This is a genomic window from Methylocystis parvus OBBP (assembly GCF_027571405.1).
Taxonomy (GTDB): domain Bacteria; phylum Pseudomonadota; class Alphaproteobacteria; order Rhizobiales; family Beijerinckiaceae; genus Methylocystis; species Methylocystis parva.
Window position 1 is genome coordinate 651997 of sequence record NZ_CP092968.1, and the last position, 13303, is coordinate 665299.

Below are 13303 nucleotides of genomic sequence, written 5' to 3' on the forward strand. Positions count from 1 at the left end.
GCGTCGCAGGCCCCTCAAAGCAGTCATCGTCGGGCTGCGGCGCCGGCGTCGTCCTTCGCCGGGATTTGAGGGTCACCCTTTGGGGATCTCACGCACGGCGCCGCGCGCCGCGCTTGTCGTCATGGCCGCGTAAGCGCGTAACGCCGTCGAAACCTTCCGGTGGCGCGGGCCTGCCGGCTCGAATCCCTTGGAGGCTTGAACCGCGCGGCGCGCGGAAAGTTCCGTCTCAGCAACGGAAAGCATAATTTTTCTATTGGGGATGTCGATTTCGATGCGGTCGCCGTCCTGGACGAGCGCAATGACTCCGCCCTCGGCCGCCTCCGGCGAGACATGGCCAATGGAAAGACCCGACGTGCCGCCCGAGAAGCGCCCGTCGGTGATCAGCGCGCAAGCCTTTCCGAGGCCCTTCGACTTCAGATAGCTCGTCGGATACAGCATCTCCTGCATGCCGGGGCCGCCCCGCGGACCCTCGTAGCGGATGACGACGACGTCGCCCGCCTGAACCGCGCCCGCGAGGATGCCCGAGACCGCCGCGTCCTGGCTCTCGAAGACGCGGGCGGGGCCGGAAAATTTCAGGATCGATTCATCAACGCCGGCCGTCTTCACGATGCAGCCGTCCTCCGCGAGATTGCCGAAGAGCACGGCGAGGCCGCCATCCTTGGAGAAGGCGTGGGCGGCGTCGCGGATGGCCCCCTTTGCGCGGTCGGCGTCGAGCGACTCGTAACGGCGGTCCTGGCTGAAAGCCTCCTGCGTCGGCACGCCGCCGGGCGCGGCCATGAAGAAGGCCTTGGCGGTCTCGCTCGTCGTCACGCCGACATCCCAGCGCGAGATGGCGTCGGCCAGCGTCGCGCTGTGGACCGTCGGGCGGTCGCCATGCAGCAGGCCGGCGCGGTGCAGCTCGCCGAGAATGGCGATGACGCCGCCCGCCCGATGCACATCCTCCATGTGGACGTCCGGCACGGAAGGAGCGACCTTGCAGAGCACGGGCACGCGGCGCGACATCCGGTCGATGTCGGCCATGGTGAAGCTCACCTCGGCCTCATAGGCGGCGGCGAGAAGATGTAGGACGGTATTGGTCGAGCCGCCCATGGCGATATCGAGCGCGATGGCGTTCTCGAACGCCTCGAAGGTCGCGATGGCGCGCGGCAGGACGCTCTCGTCGTCCTGCTCGTAATAGCGGCGGGCGAGATCGACGATGAGATGGCCCGCCTCGACGAAGAGGCGCCTGCGGTCGGCATGGGTCGCGACGATCGTGCCGTTGCCGGGCAGGGACAGACCAAGCGCCTCGGTGAGGCAGTTCATGCTGTTCGCGGTGAACATGCCGGAGCAGGAGCCGCAGGTCGGGCAGGCGGAGCGCTCGATGGCTTTCACGTCGCTCTCGGCGACCTTTTCGTCGGCCCCGGCGATGATGGCGTCAACGAGGTCGAGCGCATGCTCCTTGCCGGCGAGCACGACCTTGCCGGCCTCCATGGGGCCGCCGGAGACGAAGACCGCGGGGATGTTGAGGCGCAGCGCGGCCATCAGCATGCCGGGCGTGATCTTGTCGCAATTGGAGATGCAGACCATCGCGTCGGCGCAATGGGCGTTGACCATATATTCCACGCTGTCCGCGATGATCTCGCGCGAGGGCAGGGAGTAGAGCATCCCGTCATGGCCCATGGCGATACCGTCATCGACCGCGATGGTGTTGAATTCCTTGGCGACGCCGCCCGCCTTTTCGATCTCGCGGGCGACGAGCTGGCCGAGGTCCTTCAGATGCACATGGCCGGGGACGAATTGCGTGAAGCTGTTGACGACCGCGATGATCGGCTTGCCGAAATCCTCGTCCTTCATGCCCGTCGCGCGCCAGAGGCCGCGCGCGCCCGCCATATTGCGGCCGTGGGTGGTTGTCCGGGAACGATAAGCAGGCATGGCGACGGCTTTCTACGCAGCGAGGAAGTTGATCAGGCGATAGCCCAGGCGGCGCGCCCCCGCAACAGCCCGGGCGCCTCTGTCTGATTGTATCATAAATCGGGAACCCCGAGGCGTTTCGCACATGGGCGCCAGCTTCCATGTGGCCTCCTTCTTAAAATCCGCCACCCTCGAAACCGTGTCCGCGCGCGCCAAAGAGAGCGCCGAAGCGCGACCCGCCGGGGATCGAACCGCCGCTATCTTCGCTTTATCCGGAAGGCTGAGCCTTACTGATAAAAGCGGAATTGCCGTCGGCCGAAATGACCCGCATCGCGGAACGCGGGCGGCGGCGCGAGCGCGATCTCGTCGCTGCTTTCGAGAGTCAGATAGACGACGCCCGCCGGATCGGCTTCGGTCGGCTCTTCATGGCGCACGCGGATGACTTCGTTTTCCTCCACGCCGAAGACGTCGCCATCGGGGAGAAGCCCGCCTTTGCGGGCGCGCGTCAGATCGACGAAGGCGCAGATCCGCTCATAGATCCAGCGGTACGACGCAGGCGTTTCGTTGAAGATCACCGAGCTGTTGATGAGGTGCTCGGCGCCGACGCCGCGCGCGCCGATGGCGCGCTTCTCGCCGACGATTTTGTTGCTGGAAAAGAAGTGCGGATGGACGAAGAGCGGCGTCGGCAGCGGAGCCAGTTCAGCGAGGGCCTTGAAATGCCCCGGCCGCAGGATTTGGTCCGACTGGCGCCAGTGGATCGCGGAGGGCTCCGCCCGCTCGCAAAGCAAATGCGCCAGCAATTTGCAGATTTCGAGCTTCCGATCGAAAATTTCGCGCGACTGCGCCGACTCTCTTAGCCCCGCTGCGGGGCGTCGGCCTGTTTCATCCGAGAGCGGGTCGTTTGAGACGGTGATCGAGACGTTTGACCTGTGCCGCGCGACAGTCGCCTCGGCGGCCTCGAAGGTCATGCGCGTATAGGGCGACGCAAGGCTGGCGGCGAAACCCGCCGGGCTCAGCGGCCGCGCATTCTTCGAAATGAGGACAAGGAGGTCCGAGCCGACGAAAGTGGTCGAGTCCTCGGTCGAGAAGGCCGCGTAGCGGAACGGCTCCAGGCCGCCGCGAAAGGCCGCGTTGAGACGGTCGAGAAGGTCAGGGAAAGGGACGTCGGGGCAGGGGCCGGGGTAAAGGAGGGCGGCTTCGACTTCGTTCGGCGCAAATTTCAGCATCGAATCCTCCCATCAGGGCTCAGGAAAAGATGCCGCGCGGAAGCTAACGCTTCGCGGAGAAACGTGCTTAACGAATGTAAACGCTGAAAAACTCAAGCCCGAAAGCGCGTTGCGGCAGGAACCGGGCCGCATGCTTTCGGGCTTTGGGAAAAGCGGCGATGCGCTAGAAAATCACGCGGCCTGGCGAGCGTCGGCGACGGACTTGAGTTCGGTCAGACAGCCGACGATGGCGTCGATCGAGGAGAAGCTCTGCCGGCGGAGCATGTTAACGGGGAATTCGACGTCGAAGGCTTCTTCGAGGGCGAGCATGGTGCGGATCGCCGCGAACGGGGTGAGGCCTGCCTGATAAAGGTCCGCATTATTGGGCAGATTCTCGATGGGCGTATGCAAGCGGCCGTTTTCTTGTAGAAGACGGCGAATGGTCTCGATCATGGCTTCAACTCCAAAGGCGCGCGCTTGGCTTTGGCGCGGGCCGCAGGCTTCGTTTGAAGTGATGTTCGCGATTGTGGCGGGCAATCGTGAACATCATGGAAAGAACTTGGGGCGCCCTCCCTGAACCGAAAATGAATTGGAGGAAAATTCGACAGAAATTCCCATATGGTTAGGTTAATCTACGGTTAACTTTGGACGAGGCGAGCTTGGCGGCCCGACGCCCCTTGCTCTAGGATGGCCGGATGAGAAAATTCGCCCTTCTCGTATCTTCGTTCGTCCTCTCCTTCGGGCTCTCTGCGGCGAGGGCGCAAGACGATTCGTCCCCGTCGCCCGGCCCGCCGACGCTGGGGGACGATCAGGGCGGGAATTTCCTGTTCATCCCCGGCATCGGCAAGATTCCGCTGCCGCCCGGGGCCCGAGGCTACGGCCCGGGCAATCCCGCCGATCCGCAGGAGAGCCTCGCGCCCAAACCGCTCGGTCCAAAGGCGGCCGCGCCGCGCCCCGAACCGCCGAAATCGCCCGAGGAGCGCCAGGCCATGGAGCTGGAGCGGCTTCTCGGCCGCATGGCCAATGCGGAGGACGAGCGAGAGTCGCAGGCGGCGGGAGCCGCCATTCTTCGCCGCTGGTCTCAATCCGGCTCGGATACGATCGATCTGTTGGCGGCCCGGGCGCTGGCCGCCGAGGTCGCGGGCGCGCCTTCGCTTGCGAAAGCGTTGCTGGACTACATTGTCGCCCTATCTCCCCAGTGGCCGGAGGGCTTTGTGCGACGCGCGCGCGTGATGGCGTCGGAAGGCGACGTCGCCGGCGCGCTGGCGGATCTCGAGACGGCCGCGCGGCTGGAGCCGAAGCGCTTCGACGCTTTGGAGGCGATTGGCGCGCTCGCCGAAAAGGCCGGGGAAAAGAAACGGGCGCTCGCCGCTTATCGCAAGGCGCTCGAAATCGAGCCTCGCAACGAGTCGGTTCATAAAAACGAGGAGCGGCTTCACATAGAAGTCGAAGGGCGCGACATCTAGCTTTCCGCAACAGCCGAAGGAGAAGATTGTGACCGACGCGAAACACCTCACGCCGGACGTTATGGAGCAACTCTTCACCGCCGCTCGGACCCATAATGGTTGGCTGGACAAAGAGGTGCCGGACTCGCTTCTCGAGCTCGCGCTCGATTACGCGAAATGGGGGCCGACAAGCGCCAATTGCTCGCCGTTGCGCGTCGTCTTTGTGCGCTCGAACGAAGCGAAGGCGCGCCTCGGCCCCGCTATGTCCCCGGGCAATCACGATAAGACCATGGCGGCTCCCGCGACCGCCATTATCGGCTACGATCTCGACTTTCACGAGCATTTGCCGGTTCTCTATCCGGCTGCCGACGCGAAGTCCTGGTTCGCCGGCAATGACGCGCTGATCGAGGAGACGGCGTTCCGCAACGGCACGCTGCAGGCGGGCTATTTCATCCTGTCCCTGCGCGCGGTAGGCCTCGACGTCGGGCCGATGAGCGGGTTCGACAAGGCGAAGGTCGACGCGGAATTTTTCGTGGGGACCAAAATACGGTCGAATTTCCTGATCAATATCGGCTATGGCGACTCCTCGAAGCTTTATCCGCGCGGGCCGCGCTTCGCCTTCGAAGACATGGCCAGGATCATTTGAGGGCGAAGATGACGCTTCGAATCATCCCCGAACGTTATTCGCCGCATGTGCAGGGATTGCTGCGCATCGCGACGGCGCTGCTGTTTTTGCAGCACGGAACGGCGAAGCTTTTTGGTTTTCCGCATGTGTTCGACAATGTGAGGCTCATGTCGCTGATGGGCGCGGCCGGCGTGCTGGAGTTGGTCGGCGGCGCGCTGTTGCTCGTGGGTCTTTTCACGAGGCCGGTCGCGTTTCTGCTGTCGGGCGAGATGGCGGTCGCATATTTCTTTTTCCACGCGCAGGAGGCTCTCTGGCCGATCCTCAACAAGGGCGAACTCGCGGCGCTTTATTGTTTCGTCTTTTTGTTCTTCTCGGCCGCGGGACCCGGGAAATTCGCGTTGGATCGGCAATAGCGCGCCTTTGTGCGCCGCACGCTGGAACGGGAGGCGCAAACGCAAGCGCGGCCAAATCTATTGACAAGAGGGGCGAGCGACCTATTCCCTTGCTGACATGACCGAGACGGCAGTCACGACCAAGCGCCGATCACATGTATGGGCGCTACCCAATGTCCTCACCTACGGACGCTGCGTCGCGGTGCCCGTCGTGGCGGGGCTGCTGCTCGCGCCGAACGAAGACTGGGCGCGCTGGACAGCGCTCGGCGTCTATACGGCGGCGGCCGTGACGGACTTTTTCGACGGCTATCTCGCGCGCGCATGGCATCAGCAATCGCCGATCGGCCGCATGCTGGACCCGATCGCGGACAAGCTGCTCGTCGCGGCGACGCTTCTCGTCGTCGTCGCCAACCAGACGCTCGCCGGTTGGACGATCTGGGCCGCGATCATCATTCTCTGCCGCGAAATTCTCGTCTCGGGGCTGCGGGAATATCTCGCCGAGCTGAAAGTGCGCCTGCCGGTCTCCGCCATCGCGAAATGGAAAACGGCGTTCCAGCTTGTGGCGCTCGGCTTCTTCATCGCCGGGCCCGCGGGGGAGGCGGTTCTGCCGGGTTCGGTCACTATCGGCTCCGCCATGCTTTGGATCGCGGCAGTGCTCACTCTCTATACGGGTTTTGATTATATGCAGGCGGCGTTCGCGCATTTTGCGGAAGACGAGCGGTCATGAAGGCGATCTATTTCGCTTGGGTCCGCGAGCGGATCGGGCTCTCCGAGGAGGAAGTCGCGCCGCCGCGAGAGATCGAGACGGTGCGTCAACTGGTGGATTGGCTCGCGGCGCGCGGCGACGGCTACGCAGCCGCCTTCGCCAACCCGAAGACGATTCGAGCCGCGATCGACAAGGCGCATGTGGCGCCGGACGCGTCGATCGCCGGCGCGCGGGAGATCGCTTTCTTCCCGCCCATGACCGGCGGGTGATGCCGGCCGCGTCCGCAATTCCGACCGTCCGGGTCCAGGCGGAGGATTTCGATCCCGCTCGGGAAGAAGCCCTGCTGACCGCCGGCCGGCGCGATATCGGCGCCGTGGTGAGCTTTACGGGCCTCTGCCGCGACGAGGACGGGACGCTCGCCGCGCTGGAGCTCGAGCACTATCCCGGCATGGCGGAGGAGGAGATCGGCCGCGTCGCGCATGAGGCGTTGTCGCGCTGGCCGCTCGTCGGCTTGACGGTCATTCATCGTCACGGCGCGATACGCCCCGGCGAACGGATCGTCCTCGTCGTCGCGGCGGCCCGGCATCGTGGCGAAGCCTTCGCCGCCGCAGAATTCCTGATGGACTATCTCAAGACGCGCGCGCCCTTCTGGAAAAAAGAGCGCCGCACGGACGGAACCGATGGCGGCTGGGTCGCGGCCAAAGGAGCGGATGATGACGCGGCGGCGCGGTGGGACCGCGATTAGCGCATTCTATCGGGCGCGCCGGCTACATTAATTGCGACGGGGCGATCAGCGAGACGATCCAGGCGTGCAGCGCGCCCATCGCGATGGTGACAAAGAGCGCCACAAGCGTGAACACGTCGAGATTGTCCTTGGGAATCCGCATCATTCGCGTAAGGCCCAGGGAAAAGACATAGATCCCGTAGAAACCCAGCACGTCCAGAAAGCGCAGGCCGGGAACAAGACCGAAAATGGCGGCGAGCCAGGCCGGCGTATAGGAATAAGCCGCGAGCGTCAGCGCGCGCCGGTCGTCGGTCTTGCCGTCAAAATGCGGGGCCGCCATGGAAATCACGAAGGCGACGGCGAACAGGGCTGGAAAGCTCAACAGATATTCGACGATTGCGCGAAAGAGCCCCGCGAGGAAGGTCGGATGCAGGCCGCGGGAGCCAAAGAGCCACGCCCCGAGAAAACTCGCAAAAGGCGGGATCGCCGCAAGAACTGCAATATAGCTGCGATAAAGTTCGGCTATGGTCGTATCTTCGGCTTCGATGCGCTCCCATTCCTTTTGCGGCGTGAGGATGAGTCCTTTGACTCGAGAAACGAGATCGTTCATGGCGTTCTCCCTCCTGGAGCGTCAGTTCCGACGTGAACTGGAGCCGGCGGCTGGCGCCTGGCACTTGGCGCTTGCCCGGCGCTTCCTTACATGCGAGGGAATGCGCAGGCCAGTTGCGGCCCCGCTTTCGAAGCCCGACGCTAACCTCTAACGCGATAGGCTGCATGAGAAAACTGGCTGAATTTTTCTGGCCCGTCATAGGGCTGGCCGCGGTGATAGCGTCCTTTTACCTGCTCTATCACGAGTTTCAGGGAGAATCGGTCGGCACGGAGGTTTGGGCCAATCTCAAGGCCATCCCGACCAGCGACTATTTCTTCGCGGCGCTTTCGACTCTTCTCGCCTATGCCGCGCTGGCCTGGTACGACCGCATCGCGCTGCTGCATCTCGGGGTGAAGCACATATCGTGGATCTTCATCTCGATGTGTTCCTTCACGACCTATGCGCTGTCCCACAATATCGGAGCGAGCGTCTTTTCCGGCGCCATGGTGCGCTATCGCGCCTATTCGTCCAAGGGTCTGACGGCGTCGCAGGTGGCGGCGCTGGTGGTGCTCTGCTCCTATACTTTCGCCTTCGGCAACATCCTTCTCGGCGGATTGCTGCTGACGTACGACCCGTCCATGATGCAGCGCCTCTCCGGCTTTCTGCCCGACATGCTGACGCATCCGCACACGGCGCGCACGGTCGGCCTTCTGTGCCTCGGCTTTGTCGCGCTCTACGTCGCCGGCTCGCTGATGCATTTCAAGCCGATCCGGTTCGGCAAGTTCGAGATCCTCTATCCGCGGCCCGAGATCATGTTCCGCCAGCTATTTGCGGCGCCCGCGGAGCTCATCGGCGCGGCCGGCATTATCTATTTCGCGCTGCCGGAGCAGGGGAACCCGGGCTATATCGTCGTGCTCGGCGCTTTCCTTTTGTCCTTTTCCGCCGCACTCGTATCCCATGCGCCGGGCGGACTCGGCGTCTTCGAGCTCCTCTTCATCAATCTAATGCCGGATGTGCCGCGCCTGCAGGTGCTTGCGGCGCTACTCGTCTGGCGCCTCTTCTATCTCATCATCCCGCTGCTGGCGGCGCTTGTCGTCGTCGCGCTGTTCGAACGCAAGCAGCTGGTGGAGAAGCTGCGCGGCGAGGCCGGAGCGACGGAGGGGCCGCCGCCGGGATAAGGTTTCCCCCTGGCCGGTCCAGGGAAAAGAGCCGACAAGAAAAAGCCGACCTGCGAAGGCCGGCTTTTTCTTTCGTGGACGTAGATGAACGCGATTTACATCCGATATTGCTGAAGGCGCGTCGTGCGCAGTCCGGCGAGGCCGTGCTGGTCGATCGACATCTGCCAGCTCAGGAACTCGTCGACGGTCAGCGTATAGCGGCTGCACGCTTCGTCGAGGGAGAGGAGACCGCCGCGAACCGCGGCGACGACTTCGGCCTTGCGGCGGATGACCCAGCGCTTCGTCGTCGGCGGCGGGAGGTCCGCAATTGTGAGCGGGCTGCCGTCGGGGCCGATGACATATTTGACACGCGGACGATGCGTCTCGGTCATATCACTACTCGCATACTCTACGACCACACAGTGACAACCTTGTAGCGCAACCGCCTTTAAGAATTACCTAAACGCGCATGCCGTTTAAGCAATCGAATTTAAACCCAATTTTAGCAAATAAAGCCTGCGGCTCCCGGGCCGCCCGAATTCCGCTGGATTTTCGGAACGCCGAGGAGCGCGCGCGATTATTTGGCGATACTGGAAAGGACAAAAGTATCGTTAACGCCTATTAAAGACGGACGCGGGAATTTACTGTAAAGCGAATTGCCGTAGCGAAGGCGTCGGCGCGGTCATGCGCGGAACGTCGCGCGCCGCTAGAAGCGCGTCGTCAGCTCTGTCAGCCATTGTGGCGAGGCCGTGACGAGCGCGGCTTCCAGCGACTTGTCGACGCCGCTGAGGATCAGGACGCCAAGCGCGACGAAGAGGGCGCCGAGCCCTTGCTTGAGGCGCTTGCCCGCGGCGAGCAGCGGCTCGCGCCAACGCACGAACGCCTGCCGCGACAAAAGCCCGAGACCCAGAAGCGGGACGGCGGCCCCAAGTCCGAACGCCCCCATCGTGGCCGCGACAGCGAGAAGATCCTCCCCGCGCGACGCCAGAACCGAAGCGGCTCCGAGCGTCGGGCCGACGCAGGGGCTCCACACCGCGCCCAGCAGAAGGCCGACGCCGAATTGGCCGAAAAGACCTGACGACCGCGCGCCGCCAAAGGCGGCGTTCAGCCGGTCGCTCAACGGCCCGCCGGCCGCCGCGACTCTCGCCTGGAACGGCGGGACCAGCAGAACGACGCCGAGCGCGATCATGACGCCGGCGGCGACGGCTCGGAAAACATCGCCGTCGAGTCCTATGGCGAAACCGATTGTCGCGACGAAGAGCCCGATGACGACGAAGGAGAGGGCGACGCCAAGCGCCAGGAGCGCGGGCGCCCATTTATGCTCTGCGGCGGCGGCGCCGAGGACGAGCGGAAGCAAAGGCAGGACGCAGGGCGACAGCGACGATAAAAGACCGGCGAGGAAGGCGAGTCCGAACGTTCCGGGCTCCACTTTAGAGCGCCTTGTCCAACAGAGCGGAAATCGTCTTCTCGTCGGTCTCGCCGACGGAGCGCCCGACTTCCTTCTCGCCCTTGAAGACGATGATCGTGCTCTGATTGCGGGCCTTGAGGGCTTTCACCGCGTCTTTCTGACCGTCGAAATCGACGCGGAACGACGCAGCGCCGGAGAATTTCGGGTCAGATTCGAGCTTCTGGAGAATAGGCTCCTGCGCGCGGCAAGTGGGGCACCAGGGCGCGTAGACATGGATGATGATAGGCTTGCCGGTCTGCTGGGCCGCGCTGAAAGCAGCCTGGGTGAAAGGCATCTCGGCGGCGGCCGCTCCGGTCAGGGCGGCGAGAAGGGCGAAAGCGGCAATAAAGCTGCGGCGAGAGAACATGAACCGCTCCTTTGTCGTTCTTATCTGTCTTCGTTAAATCGCTACCTTTGTTACAGCTTGCAAGGTCGGAGCGGCGATCATGGGCGCGTCTTTTGGAATCCTCCTCGCCGGCGGTCTCGCGCGGCGCATGGGCGGCGGCGACAAGCCGCTGCTGGAAATCGGCGGCCGCCCGATTATCGCCCACGCCATTGAGCGCCTTGGCCCCCAATGCGCGGGCCTCGTCGTCAACGCCAATGGCGATCCGGCGCGCTTCGCCGCCTTCGGCCTGCCGGTCGCCGCCGACCGCGTCGAGGGTTTTGCCGGGCCGCTCGCGGGCGTGCTGGCGGGAATGGACCATGTTTACGCCGGGCATCCCGAGGCGACGGACATCGTCACTGCGCCCGCCGACACGCCTTTCCTGCCGACGGATCTCGTCAAAAGACTTTACGAAGCGCGGAAAAGCGCCGATGCGCGCATCGCGGTGGCGGCGTCCGGCGGTCGCGTGCATCACGCCGTGGCGCTGTGGCCGGTCTCGCTGCGGGAAGAGCTGCGCCGGGCGCTCATGGAGGAGGAGGTGCGAAAGGTCGCGGCCTTCATCGCCCGCTATCCGAATGTGACTGTCGAATGGCCGGTCGAGCCTTACGACCCGTTCTTCAATGTGAACCGGCCGGAGGATGTGGGGCTGGCGAGCGCGATCGTCGCAGGCTGATCACACAAACCCCGGATCGATCGCCACATCCTTCTCCAGCCATTTCGGCGTCGGCAGGTTCAGCCCGCGCAAGAATTCCACATTGAACAGCTTAGAGGCGTAGCGCGCCCCGCCGTCGCAGAGGATCGTCACGATGGTGTGGCCGGGGCCGAGATCACGGGCGAGGCGAATGGCGCCCGCCACGTTGATTCCAGACGAGCCGCCGAGCAGCAGGCCTTCTTCCTCCGCGAGCTGGAAGACGATGTCGAGCGCCTCGCTGTCGGGGATCTGATAGGCGACGTCGACCGGCGCGCCTTCGAGATTGGCGGTGATGCGGCCCTGGCCGATCCCTTCGGTGATGGAGGAGCCCTCGGCCTTCAGCACGCCGGTCGTATAATAAGAGTAGAGCGCGGCGCCGAAGGGGTCGGCGAGGCCGATCTTGACCTCCGGGTTCTTCGCCTTCAGCGCCAGGCCGACGCCGGCGAGGGTGCCGCCCGTGCCGCAGGCGCAGATGAAGCCGTCGACCTTGCCGCCGAGCTCCTCGTATATCTCCGGTCCCGTCGTCGCGATATGCGCGTCGCGATTGGCGACATTGTCGAACTGGTTGGCCCAGATCGCGCCAGCGGGATCTTCCTTGCCCAGACGCTCGGCGAGGCGGCCGGAGAGCTTCACATAATTATTGGGATTGGCGTAGGGGACGGCCGGGACCTGAACCAGCTGCGCGCCCTGCAGGCGCAGCATGTCCTTCTTCTCCTGACTCTGGGTCTCCGGAATCACGATGACCGTGCGGAAGCCCATGGCGTTCGCGACCAACGCCAGCCCGATGCCGGTATTTCCCGCCGTGCCCTCCACGATCACGCCGCCGGGCTTCAGCGCGCCCTTGGCCACCGCGTCCTGAACGATGGAGAGAGCGGCGCGGTCCTTCACCGAGCCGCCGGGGTTCATGAACTCCGCCTTGCCAAGAATGCGGCAGCCCGTGGCTTTCGAGGCGGCGCGCAATTCGATGAGCGGCGTGCGGCCGATGGCCTCGATAACGCTGGGGGCGATAGTCATGAAGGCTGATTCCTGTCAGGGCGGGAGCGCTCCCTTCCTAAACGGAAGCGGGGCTCGTCTCAAAGGCAAAACTGGCGCCGTGGCGTGCGCTTTCCCCTGGCTGGAGAATGCGCATGGAGGGCTTCTCATAGAGGTCGCCGTGGAAATCGACCGGGTCGCCATGTCCGGTCCAGGGCTCGATGCAGAGATAGGGGGCGGGCGGCAGCGTCCAGAATCCGACATGAGGGAACTCGTCCAGCGTCACCTTGAGCCGCGCTCCGGCGCCATTGTCGAAAGCGAGGCTGCGGCTCGAAATATTGAGGAAGCAGAGCGCGTCGCGGGCGAAAATGGACGGCTCGAGCGGCATCCGCGCGCCCGTGAGCGGCGTATGCCTGGTCTCCTTCATGAAGAGCCCGCCGGGGCCGATCACCGGCACATCCGGGTTTTCCGCCATCTCGAAGAGGATCGCATGCTCGGCGCTGGAGCCCGCGAGCGGCCAGCGGAAGGCCGGATGCAGGCCGCAGGCATAGGGCAGGGGCCGCGCATCCGTATTGGCGACGATCAGATTATTGTCGAGGGCGCCCTTGCGCAGCCGGAACTCGACCTCGAAGCGGAAGGCGAAAGGGTAGAGCGCGTGGGTTTCGGCGTCGTCGAGCAGGACGAGGCGCAGATAATCCTTCCGCCGCTCGGCGATTTCGAATTGCTTCTTCCACGCGAAACCGTGCAAGGCCAGCGGATAGGCGCGCCCGTCGACCGTCACCTTGGCGTTGCGGGTCCAGCCGACGACCGGAAAGAGAATGGGCGCGGTCTGGTCCCATATTACGGGGTCTTTCGCCCAGATCATATCGACGCCGCCCGTCCGCCAGGCCGAAAGTTCGGCTCCGAAGGGAAGGATTTCGGCGGCGTCGCCGTCCGCTTCGAGGAGAATCGCGTCGCTCATGGGGAGACCTTTACACAGTTTTGCGCCCCTGGCCGCGCGGGGCGCTCTTGAGGCCGGACCTTGCGGGGCAATAAACTTCCAACCCTCCGTCCCGGCGGCGGTTTCAATTTCATTGGA

The 13303-nt window shown here is 64.2% G+C and carries 17 protein-coding genes; 8 read left to right on the forward strand and 9 right to left on the reverse strand.

The genetic code is table 11. The features are described 5' to 3' along the window. Positions 1-72 precede the first annotated feature (72 nt). The 3 genes from ilvD to MMG94_RS03210 all read right to left on the reverse strand — a co-directional run bounded on the left by ilvD (position 73) and on the right by MMG94_RS03210 (position 3548). Positions 73-1911, reverse strand: coding sequence for a dihydroxy-acid dehydratase (ilvD, locus tag MMG94_RS03200; RefSeq protein WP_026016339.1), 1839 nt, complete (start codon positions 1909-1911; stop codon positions 73-75). A gap of 266 nt (positions 1912-2177) precedes the next feature. Next, the gene (locus MMG94_RS03205) at positions 2178-3116 is read right to left on the reverse strand and encodes a hypothetical protein (RefSeq protein WP_016920513.1); all 939 of its coding nucleotides are present in this window, start codon (positions 3114-3116) and stop codon (positions 2178-2180) included. A 171-nt stretch (positions 3117-3287) separates the two neighbouring features. Beyond that, complete coding sequence (locus tag MMG94_RS03210) at positions 3288-3548, reverse strand: acyl carrier protein (protein ID WP_026016338.1); 261 nt, start codon at positions 3546-3548, stop codon at positions 3288-3290. 242 nt (positions 3549-3790) lie between these two features. Here MMG94_RS03210 and MMG94_RS03215 point away from each other — a divergent pair, with 242 nt between their 5' ends. The 6 genes from MMG94_RS03215 (at position 3791) to MMG94_RS03240 (ending at position 7008) form a co-directional block, all read left to right on the forward strand. Next, the gene (locus MMG94_RS03215; RefSeq protein WP_016920511.1) at positions 3791-4561 is read left to right on the forward strand and encodes a tetratricopeptide repeat protein; all 771 of its coding nucleotides are present in this window, start codon (positions 3791-3793) and stop codon (positions 4559-4561) included. A 61-nt stretch (positions 4562-4622) separates the two neighbouring features. Continuing rightward, positions 4623-5186 carry a malonic semialdehyde reductase gene (locus MMG94_RS03220; RefSeq protein ID WP_016920510.1) on the forward strand — a complete coding sequence of 188 codons (564 nt, stop codon included), beginning with the start codon at positions 4623-4625 and terminating at the stop codon, positions 5184-5186. A gap of 8 nt (positions 5187-5194) precedes the next feature. Then, a complete protein-coding gene (locus MMG94_RS03225; protein ID WP_026016336.1) occupies positions 5195-5578 on the forward strand; it encodes a DoxX family protein in 384 nt (127 codons plus the stop codon). A 97-nt stretch (positions 5579-5675) separates the two neighbouring features. Continuing rightward, complete coding sequence (gene pgsA / locus MMG94_RS03230) at positions 5676-6284, forward strand: CDP-diacylglycerol--glycerol-3-phosphate 3-phosphatidyltransferase (RefSeq protein WP_016920508.1); 609 nt, start codon at positions 5676-5678, stop codon at positions 6282-6284. Then, positions 6281-6532 (forward strand): molybdopterin converting factor subunit 1, encoded by a 252-nt coding sequence (moaD, locus tag MMG94_RS03235; protein ID WP_016920507.1) that lies wholly within the window; start codon positions 6281-6283, stop codon positions 6530-6532. Before pgsA ends, moaD begins: the two co-directional genes overlap by 4 nt. Continuing rightward, on the forward strand, positions 6532-7008 hold the full coding sequence (locus MMG94_RS03240) for a molybdenum cofactor biosynthesis protein MoaE (protein ID WP_016920506.1): 477 nt from the start codon (positions 6532-6534) through the stop codon (positions 7006-7008). Before moaD ends, MMG94_RS03240 begins: the two co-directional genes overlap by 1 nt. Before the next feature lie 22 nt (positions 7009-7030). On the opposite strand, the gene MMG94_RS03245 is transcribed toward MMG94_RS03240, so the two are convergent. Then, the gene (locus tag MMG94_RS03245; RefSeq protein ID WP_016920505.1) at positions 7031-7597 is read right to left on the reverse strand and encodes a Yip1 family protein; all 567 of its coding nucleotides are present in this window, start codon (positions 7595-7597) and stop codon (positions 7031-7033) included. A 164-nt stretch (positions 7598-7761) separates the two neighbouring features. On the opposite strand from MMG94_RS03245, the gene MMG94_RS03250 reads away from it, so the two are divergent. After that, complete coding sequence (locus MMG94_RS03250) at positions 7762-8754, forward strand: putative bifunctional lysylphosphatidylglycerol flippase/synthetase (protein ID WP_016920504.1); 993 nt, start codon at positions 7762-7764, stop codon at positions 8752-8754. 95 nt (positions 8755-8849) lie between these two features. Here the strand turns inward: MMG94_RS03250 and sciP are convergent, their stop codons facing one another. The 3 genes from sciP to MMG94_RS03265 all read right to left on the reverse strand — a co-directional run bounded on the left by sciP (position 8850) and on the right by MMG94_RS03265 (position 10547). Then, positions 8850-9125 carry a CtrA inhibitor SciP gene (sciP, locus tag MMG94_RS03255; RefSeq protein WP_016920503.1) on the reverse strand — a complete coding sequence of 92 codons (276 nt, stop codon included), beginning with the start codon at positions 9123-9125 and terminating at the stop codon, positions 8850-8852. 314 nt (positions 9126-9439) lie between these two features. Beyond that, positions 9440-10162 (reverse strand): cytochrome c biogenesis CcdA family protein, encoded by a 723-nt coding sequence (locus tag MMG94_RS03260; protein ID WP_154420058.1) that lies wholly within the window; start codon positions 10160-10162, stop codon positions 9440-9442. A 1-nt stretch (position 10163) separates the two neighbouring features. Continuing rightward, entirely contained in the window at positions 10164-10547 is a 384-nt protein-coding gene (locus MMG94_RS03265; RefSeq protein ID WP_016918760.1) for a thioredoxin family protein, read from the reverse strand. A 79-nt stretch (positions 10548-10626) separates the two neighbouring features. Here MMG94_RS03265 and mobA point away from each other — a divergent pair, with 79 nt between their 5' ends. Beyond that, positions 10627-11235: a molybdenum cofactor guanylyltransferase MobA gene (gene mobA, locus MMG94_RS03270; protein WP_016918759.1), complete on the forward strand. Its 609-nt coding sequence runs from the start codon at positions 10627-10629 to the stop codon at positions 11233-11235. Here the strand turns inward: mobA and MMG94_RS03275 are convergent, their stop codons facing one another. Continuing rightward, entirely contained in the window at positions 11236-12267 is a 1032-nt protein-coding gene (locus tag MMG94_RS03275; RefSeq protein ID WP_016918758.1) for a cysteine synthase A, read from the reverse strand. A gap of 37 nt (positions 12268-12304) precedes the next feature. Then, positions 12305-13186, reverse strand: a complete 882-nt coding sequence (locus tag MMG94_RS03280) for an aldose epimerase family protein (protein ID WP_016918757.1) — start codon at positions 13184-13186, stop codon at positions 12305-12307. Between the last annotated feature and the right edge of the window lie 117 nt (positions 13187-13303).